The sequence below is a fragment of the Arthrobacter sp. E70 genome (assembly GCF_058266945.1).
Genome location: NZ_JBYQFR010000017.1, coordinates 69781 through 85643, shown reverse-complemented (window position 1 = coordinate 85643; position 15863 = coordinate 69781). Strand labels below are relative to the sequence as shown.

The 15863-nt window shown below is 66.1% G+C and carries 11 protein-coding genes; 6 read left to right on the top strand and 5 right to left on the bottom strand.

Translation table 11 applies throughout. The features are described 5' to 3' along the window. A partial coding sequence (locus AC3IMC_RS18320; protein ID WP_490920174.1) for an oligosaccharide flippase family protein occupies positions 1-1028 on the top strand: 1028 nt, incomplete at its 5' end. 63 nt (positions 1029-1091) lie between these two features. On the opposite strand, the gene AC3IMC_RS18315 is transcribed toward AC3IMC_RS18320, so the two are convergent. Together AC3IMC_RS18315 and AC3IMC_RS18310 are read right to left on the bottom strand one after the other, a co-directional pair. Then, entirely contained in the window at positions 1092-2111 is a 1020-nt protein-coding gene (locus AC3IMC_RS18315; RefSeq protein ID WP_490920173.1) for an aminoglycoside phosphotransferase family protein, read from the bottom strand. Next, positions 2108-4027 (bottom strand): hypothetical protein, encoded by a 1920-nt coding sequence (locus AC3IMC_RS18310; protein WP_490920171.1) that lies wholly within the window; start codon positions 4025-4027, stop codon positions 2108-2110. The genes AC3IMC_RS18315 and AC3IMC_RS18310 overlap by 4 nt, the downstream gene beginning before the upstream one ends. A gap of 483 nt (positions 4028-4510) precedes the next feature. Between AC3IMC_RS18310 and AC3IMC_RS18305 the strand changes: the two genes are divergently transcribed. The 5 genes from AC3IMC_RS18305 (at position 4511) to AC3IMC_RS18285 (ending at position 12000) form a co-directional block, all read left to right on the top strand. Next, positions 4511-7237 (top strand): LuxR C-terminal-related transcriptional regulator, encoded by a 2727-nt coding sequence (locus AC3IMC_RS18305; protein WP_490920170.1) that lies wholly within the window; start codon positions 4511-4513, stop codon positions 7235-7237. A 272-nt stretch (positions 7238-7509) separates the two neighbouring features. Beyond that, positions 7510-8973: a sugar transferase gene (locus tag AC3IMC_RS18300; RefSeq protein ID WP_490920179.1), complete on the top strand. Its 1464-nt coding sequence runs from the start codon at positions 7510-7512 to the stop codon at positions 8971-8973. A gap of 21 nt (positions 8974-8994) precedes the next feature. Further along, positions 8995-10128: a Gfo/Idh/MocA family protein gene (locus tag AC3IMC_RS18295; protein WP_490920169.1), complete on the top strand. Its 1134-nt coding sequence runs from the start codon at positions 8995-8997 to the stop codon at positions 10126-10128. Between the two features lie 49 nt (positions 10129-10177). Beyond that, positions 10178-11344, top strand: coding sequence for a DegT/DnrJ/EryC1/StrS family aminotransferase (locus tag AC3IMC_RS18290; protein WP_490920167.1), 1167 nt, complete (start codon positions 10178-10180; stop codon positions 11342-11344). Next, positions 11341-12000, top strand: a complete 660-nt coding sequence (locus AC3IMC_RS18285) for a NeuD/PglB/VioB family sugar acetyltransferase (protein WP_490920165.1) — start codon at positions 11341-11343, stop codon at positions 11998-12000. Before AC3IMC_RS18290 ends, AC3IMC_RS18285 begins: the two co-directional genes overlap by 4 nt. 20 nt (positions 12001-12020) lie before the next feature. Here the strand turns inward: AC3IMC_RS18285 and AC3IMC_RS18280 are convergent, their stop codons facing one another. The 3 genes from AC3IMC_RS18280 to AC3IMC_RS18270 form a co-directional block, all read right to left on the bottom strand. Continuing rightward, the gene (locus AC3IMC_RS18280) at positions 12021-13328 is read right to left on the bottom strand and encodes a M18 family aminopeptidase (RefSeq protein WP_490920163.1); all 1308 of its coding nucleotides are present in this window, start codon (positions 13326-13328) and stop codon (positions 12021-12023) included. A 10-nt stretch (positions 13329-13338) separates the two neighbouring features. After that, the gene (locus AC3IMC_RS18275) at positions 13339-14739 is read right to left on the bottom strand and encodes an amino acid permease (protein ID WP_490920161.1); all 1401 of its coding nucleotides are present in this window, start codon (positions 14737-14739) and stop codon (positions 13339-13341) included. A 247-nt stretch (positions 14740-14986) separates the two neighbouring features. After that, the gene (locus AC3IMC_RS18270) at positions 14987-15820 is read right to left on the bottom strand and encodes an ABC transporter permease (RefSeq protein WP_490920178.1); all 834 of its coding nucleotides are present in this window, start codon (positions 15818-15820) and stop codon (positions 14987-14989) included. Positions 15821-15863: the final 43 nt, after the last annotated feature.

Sequence of the window (15863 nt, the reverse complement as noted above, 5' to 3'; positions counted from 1 at the left end):
ACCTGCAATTCAAGAAGCTGGCCGTGGCGCCGGTATGCCGCGCACTGACCACAGGGGCCGTCAGCCTCACGCTCGCCTTCGCCGGCTACGGAGCTTTCTCCCTGGCAGCAGGCACGGCAAGCGGATCAGTTGCCTACGCCGCCACGTGTTGGTTCCTGATCCGGCGCGACGCCCCGTGGCAGCTCTGGCGGGTAGCGAAGGACGCGATCCGCGCCACGCTCAAGTTCGGCGTCCCCGTGGCCGGCAGCAATCTGTTGGCCCGGCTGATCTTCGATATCGACTACGTGATTATTGCCTCGGTACTGGGAGCCCAGGCCCTGGGTTACTACACCCTGGCCTTCCGGCTCCCTGAAGCCCTGATCATCAATGTCTTCTTTGTGCTTTCCACAGTCCTGTTCCCCCTCTATACGCAGGTGCAGGACCAGCCGGGACGCCTGCGTGAAGGCTACCTGAAGGGCGTGCGGATCCAGTCCCTCTACGGGATGACGGCCGGCGTTGGACTGGCGGTCCTGGCACCTGTGATCGTCCCCCTGGTGTTTGGTTCGAAGTGGACCGACTCAGTGGTGCCGCTGGTCTTCCTGTCCCTTTATGCCGCGGCGCGTTCCCTGGGGGCCGGAGCCAACGACGTGTACAAGGCCATTGGCCGTCCGGGACTGTCCATCACCTTCTCCAGCATCAGGCTCGCAGTGTTGGTGCCGGTCCTGATCCTGTCCACCCAGTGGGGCATCATCGGCGTCGCATGTGCGCAGATGGCCACTGCGGTACTTTTTGCCTTCGGCATGCAGGCGGTGGCGGCAAGGGTCCTGGGAATCGGAGCGAGGGCCCTGCTCCGCGCAATCCTGCCTGCGCTGGCGTGCAGCCTCGCGGTGGTCCTGGCGGGACTGGAAATCCTCCTCCTGCCCTACCTTGGCGGCCTGCCCACCGCTGCTTTGGTACTGGTCACCGCGGTGGCTGCCGTGTACCTCGTCCTGCGCCTGGGCTTTGCGTCACTCCACGACGAGCTGATGGTCCTCCTCCGCCGCCGCTGACGGGCCGCTAATGGACCGGCGGCGCAATGCGGCCCACGCCCACAGCGATGAAACCGGCAGGGATCAGCGCGGCGTCCAGGCTGTCACGGCATGCCGCCAGAGCCAGAAGTCACGGTCAGCGGTGACTGCCGCCTGCAGGTGCCCGGGGTCGCCTCCGTACGTCCCCTCGCTGTTGAGCCGATAGGCAAGGGTGGCCGCTGAACGCGCCCACGTGGCGATGACCAGGTAGGGCAGCAGTCCGGTGTCGACGTTCCGGAGCCTGAGATGTTCCGCTACCGACGATACCGCCCATCCGCCGGCACTGAAGGCGTTGTTGAAAGCCTGGAGCTGGAGCTGCCGTGACGACAACGCCTGCTCCCGCGACTGGCCGACGTACTGCAGATAGAAGATCAGATCATGGGCCGGCAATCCATCCAGCCGGGAACGCTCCCAGTCAACGACTTGAAGGCGCCCGTCGGGCTTGAGAAACAAGTTCTGGTAGCTGAGGTCGCCGTGTTCCACCACGGCCGGAAGCTGCTCCGCCCGCAACGGCTCCAACGCCTGGTGCGTGAGGTCGACGAGGGCGGCAACCTCCGTCCGCCCCGGGAACAGCGAGGCAAGTGCGGCCAAGGGACGGCCTACCGTGCGCTCGTACCAATCCGGGTTTTCCGCTACCGGCCTGGTGCAGGGCAAGCCGGCGACGAAATCCATCCCGGCCTGTACTGCCCTGGCGACGTCTTCAACAACCCGCCGGGGCTCCAATAGATCGCCGCCTACGGCCGTTTCGATGAGCACTGCCTGTCCGCCGACGTCCAGCACCCCGACTACTTCCGGAGCGCCTTGCTCCGACCCCACGCCCAAGGACTTGAGCTCAAGGAGCACGTCAGCCTCTTTCCGTACGCTGGCGTTGTCCCCGGGTTGGCGCGGGACTTTGACGACCAGGCTTGGACGGGCCGCACCTTCAGCAAAAACCAGCGCCACAACGTGCCGTGACGTCACAAACTGCGGCGTCAGAAAGAGCGTTGTCCACTTGCGGGGAACGCCGAACCCGGCAAGCCCAAGATCCCCGTAATGGTCGGCAAGCAGCTGGTCTATGTAGTTCACGCGGAATCCTTCCCGGGCGCCGCCTCCGGCCATCGACCGATGACTGTCCCGGCAGGAGCCGCGACATCGAACAGGCCCAGGGTCAACGCCAGCCCAGCTATTGCAGCCTTGGCTTTGCCGAAACGGGCGCCCGAGTAGTGGGCCAAGGTGTCTCTGACGGCGGCCGCTGACGCTGTGGGCACCAGGCGTTCCGGCCCTTCGAATCTGGGCACGTGCCAATAGACGGCCACATCTTCAAAACCGAGTTTCTCCATGGCCCGCTTCCACCCCGCAAGCGTCAGCGGGCCGGAACGTGGGCCGAACGAGCGCTGCACCTGCACGCACACCCACCCGTTCGGGCGGAGGGACGCTGCGGCCATTTCGACCAGGGCAAGGTCTGGCCGGGAAAGCAGCACGGTATCAAGATCCGGCACCGGCGCCCGCCCTTTGCCGGCCTCAATCCTGCGGGCGGCAGGATCCAGCAGGCTGATGGCGGCTACTGACTCGGGGCTGATCCTGCCGCCGTAACCCACTTTCCCGGTTTTGCCCTGGGGAAGCAGGAAGCGCCAGTCCATCAGCATCCACTGGTGCAGGGGAATGGGGTCCGGGTCTGCCGGCGCCGCCGGCTTTTCGCCGGCCAGGACCTCCCAGAGAAGTCCGGAGGCCTTCCTTCGAACCTGGGATTCGGATTCACTGGCGTCGATGATGCGCGCCGAGGGAAGGTGTGCCGCCAACTCCAGATAGTCGTTCCGCCACTCTTCGAGTACCTCGGGGCTGTGTTCGCCTTTCCGTGCATACATCACCTCGCCGGGCACGTCGAGCACCAGGACAAGGTCCGGCCGCGGCTGGACGTACAGCGCCAGGCCGTCCGAGAGCCTCCGCAGCCGGCTCTTCGCCTGCCCGCCGCCGAGCATCCCGTCCTGGGCCAGCCGGTCCAGGAGCACCAGCCTCCCCCGCAGTGACTGGTACCACGCAGTGAGGCCCCCTCGAAGGATGCGGAACACCTTCCTGGCGAGGATTCCGCCCGGAACGGTCCCGATCCACCGGTCGGAAGGGCTGCTCGACCAAAGACCCATATAGACGTATGACGAGGGCAGGGGGCATTGGGAACGCAGGCCGTGGAGCAGCGTCGTCTTGCCAGCTCCATCCGGGGCAAGGACTCCGATGACAGGCCCGGCTCCCTGAAGGCGCGGACCGACGCGGCGGAGGGCGTGGTGAGCCAGGCTGACCAGCCGGGGCGGGCGCGCATTCCCCCGCCACCGTGATTTCATCCCCGCGGCGATTGCAGGCACCTCATGGAACCTGCCAGACTGCAGCACCTCCAGGAGGGCAGCAGCGGTTCCATTCCCCACCTTGCGGTCCAGAAAGGCCGCCACGGGGTCCGCGGCCGACGCCAGGGCGGCCGCGGACCGCGCGCCTTCCACTCTTCCGGGGGCGATTTCGCCCTTGTCCAGGACCAGGTGCAGGATGTGGAGCCAGGCCTGGTCACTGGGGTCCGGGAGCCACAAACGACCGAGGCGGACCCTCCGCCTCAGGCAGCCCTCCGCAAGCGCCGTGCCAAGTTCCTGGAACCGCCCGAAACTGATATCCGACACAATGTCGAGCTTGAGCCAAAGGTCGTCGTCAGGAAGGTAGCGGAAGTAGAAGCGGTGGCTGCCATGGCCCAGGGCCTGGACGCGGCGGAACCCCACGCCGCCAAGAAGATCGTCCAGGCCGGGCACCAGTCCGCGGGAAAGAAGGATGTCCACGTCTCCCGCAGGGCGGAGCAAATCATCCTCGCCCCTCAGCACCATCCATGGCAGGCGGGTGCTTTCCAAAGCCGCCAGCGCTGCTTCCAGGCCGCGGTTCACCTCCGGTATGGGCCGGCCATCCTGGGCTGGCGGGCGTCCGCCATTCAATTCCGGCTTGGTAAACGAGGCCGGCAGCTGGGGAGGCATTGACAATTTACTCACCCTTCATGACAGTCCGAAACACGGAACAGGCAAGTGTCCCGCCGGCGCCGCGGCCGTCCCGAGAGACTATGCCCGGGCTGTTCCGGTATCACCAGTAGAAGGTACTCACTTTTTCAGCAGGTTGATTCCCGCACTACGCAGGTAAGGGGCCTCCCGGCAGCAATCAGGGCGGGCACGGGGATGTGTGCATGCAGCAAACCATTAGGTAGGGGAGTGCGGGAACAACGGGGCTTAGGTAGGTAGGGGCATGCCCTGCCATCTTGAGCAAAAGCGGGGGCGATCTTGAGCAAATCCAAAGCAGGATCGTATGGCGCGGCTTTCATTTTCGCGGCTATATTCTCATCTACGGCTGGGTACCGTGCCCGAGGCAGTACGCTGACGGCCCCGTCCTGAAGGTTATTCACCTGACTTCAGGGCGGTTAGCTCCATTTTAAAAAACGAGCTGTATTAAAAACTACAACCGAAAGAATGCCGGTCTCCTTCTTCGAGAATTGGGGACCCATGTCTTTATTAGGCCGAAGCAGGGAATTGGATAGGGTCCTGTCCGTCATCCGCGGACCCAAGGACGCCGCCTTGGCAGTGACCGGCGGACATGGGGTGGGGAAGTCCGCGTTGCTTTCAGAAATTCCCACACTCTCCGAATACCGGACGGTCTTCCTGGGAGCCACCGCCTTCGAATCGGACTGGCCCCTGTCCGGACTGACCGCCCTCCTCAACGCCATGGACGATCCGGTACTCAACAGGATTTCGGACGAGTTGCTGCGCGACGCCGCCGGAACCCTTGATGTACCGGCAATCTCCGCACTGCTCCTCAACGGCCTGCACCAGCGCTCCTCCGCGCGGACCGTCATCGTGATCGACGACGCCGACCAGCTGGATCCGTGCAGCCAGGCGGTCATCGGATTCCTTGCCCGCCGCCTGGCGGGAACGGACATTGCCTTGTTTGTCTGCCTGCGCGACGACAACCCGGACAGTCCGTTCAGTGGCCTGCCCGTGCTGTGCCTTCAGCCCCTGAACTACAGCGATACGGTCAGGATGCTGGAGGCCATCCCTGCCAAGCAGGCCACGACGGCTGTTGCACACGCCGTAGCCGCCGCCAGCCGCGGAAACCCGCTCGCCGCCGTCGAACTCCACAGCCGGCTCCTGGAGCGGCAAGCGGAGGGCAAATTCGCACTCCCTGTCCCGCTGCCGTGCAAGGGCAGCTTTGAGGCGGAATTCGCCTTGCTTGCCGGCGGACTCAGCGCCCCCGCCCGCCGCCTCCTGGATGTCCTGTCACTTTCGTACCGAAGCGACATCCCCAGCATCGAGAAGGTCATGCCGGACGTTTGGGCCGGCCTGGACGAACTGCTGACCCGCGGGATAGTCCGCCGGACGGGCCCGTATGTGGGGATCCGCGACCAGCTGCTGCGGGGCTACATTTTTGCCGCCATGACGCCGGCCGTCCGGACAGCCAGCCACCGCGCCCTGGCGGAGGCCTCGGAAGACACCGATCCCTACGCCCGCAGGTGGCACCTCAGTTTCACGGCGCTGGAACGCCAGACCCCCTTCGGCTTGCTTCGCCACGCTGTGGACCTGATCCGGGGCGGCGAGGTGTCCTTCGCCGTCGAATACGTTGAACGCGCGTTGAGCATCAATCCCTGGGAGGCGGAAACGGCAGCCCGGCTGGCCACCGTGGCTGAGCTGTTGTTCAACCGGGGGGAGTTCGTCTACGCCAGGCGCTACCTCGAGTGGGCCCAACGGATTACCCGCAATCCCGCCCTGATCCTGCGGTTGACGGGTCTCTCCTTCGAGATCGACTTCATTCAAGGAGCAGCAGTGCGTTCAAGCATGGTGCTGCGCCTGGTGAAGGAATTCGGTCAACACGACCCTTCCTTCGCCGCGAACCTCCTGGCCGTCGCTGCCATCTACTATGCCGAGCGGTGGGAACTGGCCGACGCACGTGAACTGCTTGGCTATGCCAAAAACTTCGAGGAGGCCGCATCCGCGGCATGCCTGGAGATCGAAGAGCAGGCGGAGCTGCTGGCCGAGTGCATCAGCGGCAGCAGCGAACAACTGGGCCGCAAGCACCACCCGGAAGGCGAAAGCAGCCTTGCCGCCCTCCTGGTCCAGGGCCGGGCCCTCAGCTACGCGGAGCGCTATGACCACGCACAGGAAATCTTTGCCCGGGTCCGTGCCTCCCAGGAATCGGCACATGCCAACTGGCGGGAAACCGCACTGTTCCTGGCCGCGGACAACGAGATCAGGGCCGGAAATGTCAGGGCAGCAGTCAATCTGATCGACGACCTGGAGGTCCGCGAACCACAGCTCAAGTACCTGCGCGGCATGCGGCACGTCTTCCGTGTCTGGAAGGCGCACGCGCTGGGTGACGAGGCCTTGGCCCACACGTATGCTGCCGAGGCCCAACGCCACGCCGGCGCGGACAGCCACCCCGCAGTCACGGCGCAGCTGGCGGCATGGCAGGGCCACTTCGCCCTGCTCCGGGGGGACCTCGCCGAGTCACTGGCCCAACTCTCGCGCGCAGGCGAAATTGGCCTGCGCTTCAGCAGTCCCACGCTGCTGCGGTGCGACGCGGACCTCGTGGAAGTACTGGTCCGGTTGGGACGGCATCGTGAGGCCACGCAGGCGCTGGTGAACCTCGAGAGCCGTTCCGTGGGCCTGCGGTCCCCATGGCTGATGGCTGCGGTTGCCCGCAGCCGCGCGATCCTGGCCGACGGGGAGCAGTCACTGCAGTTGTTCGCCCAAGCACTGGAGGGCAGGAATGCCCGGGATTCCCTCCTGGAGCGGGCAAGGACCATGCTGGCCTACGCCGAACGGCTGAAGGCCCTGGGCCGGCTGCGGGATGCCCGCGACGGGATGCTGCGGGCCAAGGTCATGTTCGACGAGATCGGCGCTGACGCGTGGGTCCAGCAGGTGGATGCCCTGCTGCTGGACGAAAGGGTGGAAGCCCCAAGCCAGCAGGGTAACCCTGCCCTCCTGCTCCTCGCCGACCATGAACGCGTGCTGGCGAAAATGGTTGCACGCGGAATGCGGAACAAAGAAATTGCCGCCACGCTCTTCGTTTCCGTGCGGACCGTGGAGGTACGGCTTACGGCCATTTACCGCAAACTCGGAGTCGAATCACGGGCCCAGCTGACGGCCCTGGCGGCGAGCAAGGCGAAGCCCGCCATGGAGCCGTACGTCCTGCCTGTTCTCTGAGTGCGGTGCACAGCTTCTGCTGCAATCCGCATTTTCCACAATGTTCCTTGGCGGGGCCCACAAGCCGGCCGCCAAAACACTGCTCACCTTGTTTTCCGTAACTAGTTTTGACTCACAGTCACACAAGACCGGTGGAGACACCGTAAGGGGTTACCTTGGCAGAAGTACCCATTACCCGACAACGGCGCCCCATCCCATGGCGCACGATTCCGTACGAGGCAAAGCCCTCCCTGATCGCGGGCAGCCTGGCAGGGGAGCGTCCGGTCCCTGCAGTGCGCCCCGGCCCGGCCCGGCCGGCCAGCGTCCTCGCGCCGGCCCTGAACCGCAAAGCGTCGGCCGACTGGATCTCCACCCATATGAACCTTTTGCGGGTGACCGACTCCCTGATGGTGGCAGGTGCAGTGTTCGTGGGTTACCTGGCGGCCGGTGGCGGACCAGTCCTTGACGGAGCCAGCACGGGACCCGCTGCCGCGGTGGCGGTGATCTGGATGGCGGCCCTGGAAGTCAACAGGACCCGGGATTCGAAGGTCCTGGGCGTCGGGGCCGACGAGTACAAGCGCGTGGCTGCTGCAACATTCCGCGTCTTCGGCTTGCTGGCGATGGCCGCCGTCGTTTTCTCAATCAGCGGTGGCTCCGCCCTCGTGACCGTTTCACTGCCCCTGGGAATCACTGCCTTGACCGCCAACCGCTGGCTGTTCCGCCGCCGGCTGGCAACCGAGAAGGCCAAGGGCCGGCACCTGTCGCGCGCCATCGTGGTGGGTGAGCCTGAGGACGTGCGGTATGTGGTCCACCAGATCAGGAAGAAGTCAGGACCCGTCTACCAGATTCTCGGTGTCTGCCTGCCGGGCTCCCGCAGGGGGGCCAAGTTGCGGGTGGACGATGAGATCGTTCCCGTTCTGTCCTCCACCGATGACATCCCCAGAACCGCCAGGCTGGCAACGGCGGACTCCGTGATCATCGCCGGCCCCCTGCCGGGCGGGAACCGGTTCATCCGCGAGCTGGGGTGGCAGCTGGAAGAGTGCTCAGCCGAAATGGTGCTGGCGGCGACCCTGACGAACGTTGCAGGGCCCCGGATCCATTGGCGGCCGGTGGAAGGCCTTCCGCTCATGCACGTCGATATCCCGCAGTACTCGGGTGGAAAACACATCCTCAAACGGGTGGTGGACGTAGCCCTCGCGGGCTGTGCACTGCTCGTCCTGTCGCCGGTGCTCCTGCTTCTGGCCGCCATCGTGCACCGGGACAGCCCGGGCCCGGTCCTGTTCCGGCAGGAACGCGTCGGAAAGGACGGGCGGACGTTCGGAATGTACAAGTTCCGGTCCATGGTGGTGGACGCCGAGGAGCGCCTGGCACACCTGAACACCAGCAACGAGGGCGCGGGCGTGCTGTTCAAGATGCGCGAAGACCCGCGGGTGACCAAATGCGGACGGTGGATGCGGAAGTACTCGCTGGACGAGCTGCCGCAGCTTTGGAACGTCTTTACGGGCGACATGAGCCTGGTGGGCCCGCGCCCGCCCCTTGCCCGCGAAGTCAACGGCTACGAGCGCCACACCCACAGGCGCCTCCTGATCAAGCCAGGCCTCACCGGCCTCTGGCAGATCAACGGGCGGTCTGATCTTTCCTGGGACGAAGCGGTGCGGCTGGATCTGTACTACGTCGAGAACTGGTCAATTGCCGGGGACCTCCTGATCCTCTGGCGGACATTCCGTGCAGTGGTCCAGCCCTCGGGCGCTTACTGAGGTATTGAGGAAGAGGAAACCATGGAGCCCTGGGAAAGTGCTTTCAGCCTGGTCCACCCAGTTCCGCGCAAACTCCGGGCCGCGGTGGTGGGTACAGGGTCGCGCGGCGCCGGCCTGGCCAAAGCTTTCCAGGCCAGTCCGGACTGGGAACTGGTGGCGGTCTGCGACGCGGACCCCCTCAGGGCCACCCGGCTTTCGCGCAAGCTGGGCGATGTTCCAAGCTTTACGGCGATTGACGAACTCCTGGACTGCGTCGACCTGGACGCGGTGGCCATTGCTGCCTCCCACCGTGCCCTTTACGGGACCGTGATGACCGCGCTACGCGCCGGCAAACACGTCCTGGTGGAAGACCTGCTCGCCGACAGCCTCGAACATGGGCGCGAAATGGCTGCCGAAGCGGAAAGCGAAGGCGTAGTGCTCATGGCCAGGAGCGCGGCCTCCTTCGACCCGGCCGTGCAGCGGATGCAGAAAGTGATGGACAGCGACGCCCTCGGCGAGATCCTGTTTATCGAGGCCCGGCGGACCGAAACGGGGCTGGCCCAGGCAGACCGTGACGTGTTCTGGGACCTTTCCCCGGACAGCCTTGCAATCCTGGACCACGTGCTCCCGGACGGCCTCAACCCCCGGGGGGTGTCGGCGTTTGGCGGCGACCCGCTCGGCACCGGCCGCGACTGCGTGGGCCACGTGTATTTCAGGCTTCCCAATGACGCACCCGTGCATCTGCACGTCAACAGGTTGAGCCACGTGGAAAGCCACCGGCTGGTCATCGCAGGCACCCGCCTGACGCTGGCCTGGGATGCCATGCTGGTGCAGGAGCGGCTGCGCCTCCTGAACCCCGGACCATTGGGCGGACAGCCCCGAACCGCCCCCTATTGGGCAGAACCCATCCTGCTCCAACAACAGGACGAAGAAGTGCCGGTGTCGGTGCTGGACGCGGAGAACCGTGCCCGGCTGGCCACTGAGCTGGCCCACTGCATCCGCGGCCAACGGAAGGCCGGCTCTGCCTATGCGCCGGGGCTGCGCGTGCTGTCGGTCCTGGAGGCCGCCACCCGGAGCCGGGCCCTGGACGGGCAGGCCTCCGCTGCCGCTGCGCCAACACCGGATGGCCAGGAAACCGCCGGAACCGGGCATAAAAGCACCTTGTGGTCCACGTGAAGGAAAATACCGGCCCCCATCCTGCTCCTCCCAAGAAAGTTGGTGCCTCGTGGCCACGGAATCCGTCGTCGCCCGCATAGAAGTCACGAAACCGTGGCTGGGGCAGGAGGAAGCCCATGCCCTTGCCGACGTCGTCTACTCCGGCTGCGTAACCCAGGGCCCGAAGGTCAAGGAGTTCGAGGCAAGCTTTGCACTCGCCCACGGTGCCCGTTTCGCGGTGGCCACCTCAAGCTTCACAACGGCCCTGCACCTGGCCCTGGTGGTGGCTGGGATAGGCCCGGGCGACGACGTGGTGGTGCCTTCCCTGACCTTCATCGCGGCGGCCAACGCGGTGACCTATGTGGGTGCCCGCCCCGTCTTCTGCGACGTCGACCCCGCCACGGGGAACGTGACCGCGGAAACCATCCATGCCGCCCTGACCCTGGACACCCGCGCAGTGATCGTGGTGGACCAGGCGGGGGTTCCGGTGGACCTGGATCAGATCCGGGCACTGTGCGACCGCCATGAGATCACGGTCATTGAGGATGCGGCCTGCGCGGCGGGCTCGCGATATAAGGGCAGGCCGGTGGGGGCAGGAGCAGATGTGGCTGTCTGGTCCTTCCATCAAAGCCACATACTGACCACCGGCGAAGGGGGAATGCTGACCACCCGCAGGGCCGACTGGGCAGTACGTGCCCGCGCCCTGCGGGAACATTCAAGCAACCTGGCGGTCCTGGACGGCGGGGAATCCTGCCTGTCACCCCGGGAAGTCTGCCTGGAAGTCGGCTTCGACTACCGCATGACGGACCTGCAGGCCGCCGTGGGCATAGTGCAACTGAAGCGCCTGCCGGAAATGGTGGAACGGCGCCGGAAGATAGCCGGCATGTACGTGGCGGCGCTGGCGGGCCTGAAAGGTTTGCGGATTGTGTCCGACCCGCCCTACGGCACCACCAATTTCCAGTCCCTCTGGCTGGAAGTCCTGCCGGCGTTCCCCGCTTCCCGGGAAACGCTGTTGGGAAGGCTCGCCGAAGCGGGAATCACCGGCCGACGGGGGCCGTACGCGGCCCACCGCCAGCCGGCCTACCGCTGGCGCGACACCGGCAACGCATCGCTGCGGGCCACCGAGCGGCTGAGCGACCGAACCCTGGTGCTCCCCGTATTCCATGAAATCGACACGGCCAGCATCAACCGGGTCATCAACACCATTAGGAACACGGCCCACCCGGTGGGCTCGTGAGCGAGCTGATCCTGGTAGCAGCGAGCGGCCTTGCCCGCGAAGTCCTTGCCATGGTGCGCAGCAGCGGCCAGTACGACGTTGTCGGCCTGCTGGACGATGACCAGGAGATGGCCGGCGTCACGGTGGACGGGGCCCCGGTCCTGGGGACCATTGACGACGCCACCAAGTACACGCATGCCTTCCTGCTGGTGTGCCTGGCGTCGAGCAAGGAGCGCGAGTCCGTGGTGCACCACCTGGCGTCCCTGGGGATCCAGGAGTCGCGGTACGCCACCGCCGTCGATCCGTCCGTGCAGTATCCGGAGGGGTGCCGGATCGGGCGCGGCAGCATCCTGCTGCGCAACGTGACGCTTACGGCTGCCGTGACGCTGGGCGCGCACGTGGTGGCCATGCCCTCGGTGACGTTTTCGTATGACGACGACGTGTCCGACTTTGCGACGTTCGCTGCGGGCGTTTCCCTGGGCGGGGGCGTCCGGGTGGGGAGGGCTGCCTACCTGGGCTTGAACTCCAGCGTCCGGGAAAGGACGTCCGTGGGGGACTACGCAACCATCGGAATGGGCGCGGCGGTCCTGAGCAACGTGCCCGACGGCGAAACCTGGGTTGGTGTGCCCGCCCACCAGATCGACCACGACGTCTTCAACTACCGCAGGGCCCGCTAGGACTGCGCCCCGGGCCGTGACTAAACCCCGGTACGGAAGAACAGTTCCGTGACGGTGGCCAGGCGGAGGGGATCCTCCACCCCGCATAGTTCCCGGGCAGAATGCATGGAGAGCAGCGGCACGCCCACGTCCACCGTCCGGATGCCCAGCCTGGTTGCCGTCAGCGGCCCGATGGTCGAACCGCAGGGCATGACGTTGTTGGAGACGAATTCCTGGTACGGCACACCCGACTCAGCGCAGAGCCGCGCCCAGAACGCCGCCCCAAAGGCGTCCGTGGCGTAGCGCTGGTTGGCATTGATTTTCAGCAGCGGCCCGCCGTTCAGCACGGGGTGGTTGGCGGGGTCGTGCCGCTCGGCATAGTTCGGGTGGACCGCGTGGCCGGCATCGGCTGACAGGCAGAACGACGCCGCCAGGGCCTGCCGCCGTTCGCCCACCGTCGCGCCGAGGCCCTCGGAGATGCGCACCAGCACGTCCTCCAGGATGGGCCCGCAGGCACCGGAGCGGGAATTGGAACCGATTTCCTCGTGGTCGAAGGCGGCAAGCACGGCGATCGGGCCCCCCGCCGAAGCCCCCGCACCGGAAGCGTGCGCGATGAGCGCCGCAAGGCCGGCGTGGGTGGCGGAAAGGTTGTCCAACCGCCCGGATGCGAAGAACTCCCCCTTGCCGCCGAAAACCGCTGGTGCCTGCGTGTCTGCAATGACGACGTCGTACCCGCCAATCTGTGCCGGGTCCACGTCCGCGCCCTCCACTGAGGAAGCCAAAACGGCCAGCAGGTCGGCGCCGGCAGGATCCCCGAGACCCCACACCGGATTCATGTGCCGCTGCTTGTCCAGGGTGAGCCCCTCGTTGACGGCACGGTCCAAATGGATCGCCAGCTGCGGGAACCGGAGCAGGGGCCCGGTGGCTGCCAGGTGTTCCGTTCCGTCCAGCATCACCAGCCGGCCGGCGAGCCGAAGTTCCCGGTCAAGCCAGGAATTCAGCAGCGGCCCGCCGTACACCTCCACGCCGGCCTGGAGCCAGCCGTAGGCCCCGGTGGTGGGCTTGGGCTTGAGCTTGAAGGACGGCGAATCCGTGTGGGCGCCCAGAATGTTGAATCCGGTGGCCGGGCCGGCGCCCTCGGGGACAACCCAGGCGATGAGGGCGCCGTCACGGATCACGAAGAACTGGCCCGGCCCGCCTTCCCACGGCTGCAGCTCGTCCAGCCGGATGAATCCGGCGTCCTCGAGCCGCCTGCCGCCTTCGGCGGCAGCGTGGAAGCTCGACGGCGACGCGGTGACGTAGGTGCCAAGGTCGCGGACGTGGTCTGCAGCAGAGGAAGGCAAAGGCATGGTCCCGAGTCTAGCGCCGGGCCTCCTCCGCCGGGGTTCGGGCGGTTTCGACGGCTGGCTGGGCGGTGCCCTTCCGGCGGTAGCGGAACACTCCCACGCCCACGACGACGGCGGCCAGCGCCAGGGAGAGCAGCAGCGACTCACGGGTGGACTCCACGATGACCATGCCGATCAGCAGGGCAACGATGCTGATGATGGCGGCCCAGGTGAGGTAGGGGAAAAGCCACATCTTCAACTGCAGGTCGTTGCCTGCCGCGCCCATCCGGCGGCGGAGGATCAGCTGCGAGGCGGAGATGACCAGCCAGACGAACAGGGCGATCGCACCGGAGGTGTTGACCAGGAACAGGAAGACCGTGTCCGGAGCGATGTAGTTCAGGCCCACCGTGACAAAGCCGACCACGGTGGAGGCCAGCACCGCGGCGGCGGGGACGCCCCGGCCGGAGATGCGGGTCCAGGAGCGGGGTGCGTCCCCGCGGGTAGAGAGGGAGAAAAGCATGCGGCTGGCGGTATACAGGCCGGAGTTGAGGCAGGAAAGGACCGAGGTCAGCACCACGACGTCCATGATGGTGCCGGCACCGGGAATGCCGAACAGCTCGATGACTGCAACGTAGGGGCTCTTGGCCACGGAGGCGGAGTTCCACGGAAGCAGGGTGACCACCACGGCGATGGAGCCGATGTAGAAAACAAGGATGCGCCAGACCGTGGACTTCACGGCCTTCTTCACTGCGTCCACCGGGTTCACGGATTCGCCGGCGGCGATGGTGGCGATTTCCGCGCCGAAGAAGGAGAAGACGACGACGAGGATGCCGGCCAGGACTGCGCCCGGGCCGTTGGGCATGAAGCCGCCGTTGTCCAGGAGGTTGCTCAGGCCGGGGGCCGGAACGCCGGGGATGAGGCCCAGGATGGCTGCGGCGCCAAAGATCAGGAAGAGGACGATCGCCGCCACCTTGATGGATGCGAACCAGAATTCGAACTCGCCGTAGGACTTTACGGATCCCAGGTTGGTGAGCGTCAGCAGCACCATGAGGACAAGGGCCCACACCCACTGGTCGATGCCGGGAACCCACCGGTGCATGATCGCTGCACCCGCGGTGGCCTCGATGCCCAGGACGATGATCCAGAACCAGGCATAGAGCCAGCCGATGCTGAACCCCGCCCAGCGGCCCAGCGCCTTGTCCGCGTAGGTGGAGAAGGAACCTGTTTCCGGGTTCGCTGCCGCCATCTCGCCCAGCATGCGCATCACGAGGATGACCACAAGGCCGGCGGCGGCGTAGGCGATGAGGATGCCGGGTCCGGCCTGCTGGATCGCGGCCCCCGAGCCGACGAAGAGTCCTGCGCCAATGACGCCGGCAATGGCGATCATCGACAGGTGCCTGGGTTTCAGGGATTTGGAGAGTTGTTGGTCTTGCATGGGAGCGCCGTCCTGTTGGGGAATAGCCTGGGGAGGCAGGGGGTTTGAGGCGACGTGGCCACTACCGGGAGGCCGTGTGGTGCGCCACATCGTCGTTTTACCCTAGGTCCGCCCCCGGGCACCAGGCTTTGTGCGATTCTCCAGATCTGGCCACGGCCGACAGGACGGGGCTCCAAGCAGGAGGCGTAATAGGCAAGATTAGTTGCGCAGGAGGCACATTTGTAATGTGCCGGAAACCACGGGCCGCTTACACGTCCCGCCGTTTCAGCAGCACTGCGGCGAGCAGCAGCGGAACCACCACCCACGCTCCGAGGACCACGGCCGCCTCCCAGGCCTCCAGCGTGTCCGGCATGTGTTCAGCGGCAGTGAGCGGGTCGACGGTATTGCCCGGCAGGTACTTCCGGGCCTCCTTGAAGAAGTCGCCGGGAATGAGCTGGAACGCGATGGGCGCCACGAAGAAAATGCCTACCAGGCTCATGATGCCGCCCGCCGAATTGCGGATCAGCGTCCCCAGGGCCATGCCGATGGCGGCCACCGCTGCCACGTAGACGCTGTTGACCAGGAGCAGCTTGACCGACTGGGAGCTGCCCGGGTCCAGCTGAAGGCCGTAGTTGTCCAGGATGGGTACGGCCACCAGGCCCGCTGCCCAGGTGGACACCGCCGTGACCACGAACGACGTCACCATGACCACCACCAGTTTGGCGGCAAAGGCGGGAAGGCGCCGGGGCACCGCGGCGAAGGTTGACCGTGCCATCCCGGTAGTGAATTCCGAGCTCATCAGGAGGACGCCGAGCGAGCCCAGGATCAGCTGCGCGAAGGCGATGCCGGAGGTGGGGACACTGACCGCGAGGTCGCCGCCCTGGGCTGCCATCCGGGCTGCGGCCTGCGGGTCGCGGGTCGCCGCATCTGCGAACTGGCCCGTGCCCCAAGCGGAAAGTGCACCGAATCCCACCATTACTACTGCCGTCGACGCGAGGAGGATCAGGGTGGAGAGGAGGCTGCGGAACTTAATGGCCTCGGAGTTGAGCACCCGCAGGAAGGTGGGGCCGGGAAGGGACTGGGCGCCGCTTCGGGAGGACATGCTGATGTTCGATGGCGCCGGTTCGCGCGGGGACCCGGGTTCG

Bases quoted from the DNA above. Each gene is read 5' to 3' on its own strand.
- AC3IMC_RS18275 (WP_490920161.1), bottom strand. From the start codon at position 14,739: ATGCAAGACCAACAACTCTCCAAATCCCTGAAACCCAGGCACCTGTCG.
- AC3IMC_RS18310 (WP_490920171.1), bottom strand. From the start codon at position 4,027: ATGCCTCCCCAGCTGCCGGCCTCGTTTACCAAGCCGGAATTGAATGGC.
- AC3IMC_RS18295 (WP_490920169.1), top strand. From the start codon at position 8,995: ATGGAGCCCTGGGAAAGTGCTTTCAGCCTGGTCCACCCAGTTCCGCGC.
- AC3IMC_RS18280 (WP_490920163.1), bottom strand. From the start codon at position 13,328: ATGCCTTTGCCTTCCTCTGCTGCAGACCACGTCCGCGACCTTGGCACC.
- AC3IMC_RS18305 (WP_490920170.1), top strand. From the start codon at position 4,511: ATGCCGGTCTCCTTCTTCGAGAATTGGGGACCCATGTCTTTATTAGGC.
- AC3IMC_RS18270 (WP_490920178.1), bottom strand. From the start codon at position 15,820: ATGTCCTCCCGAAGCGGCGCCCAGTCCCTTCCCGGCCCCACCTTCCTG.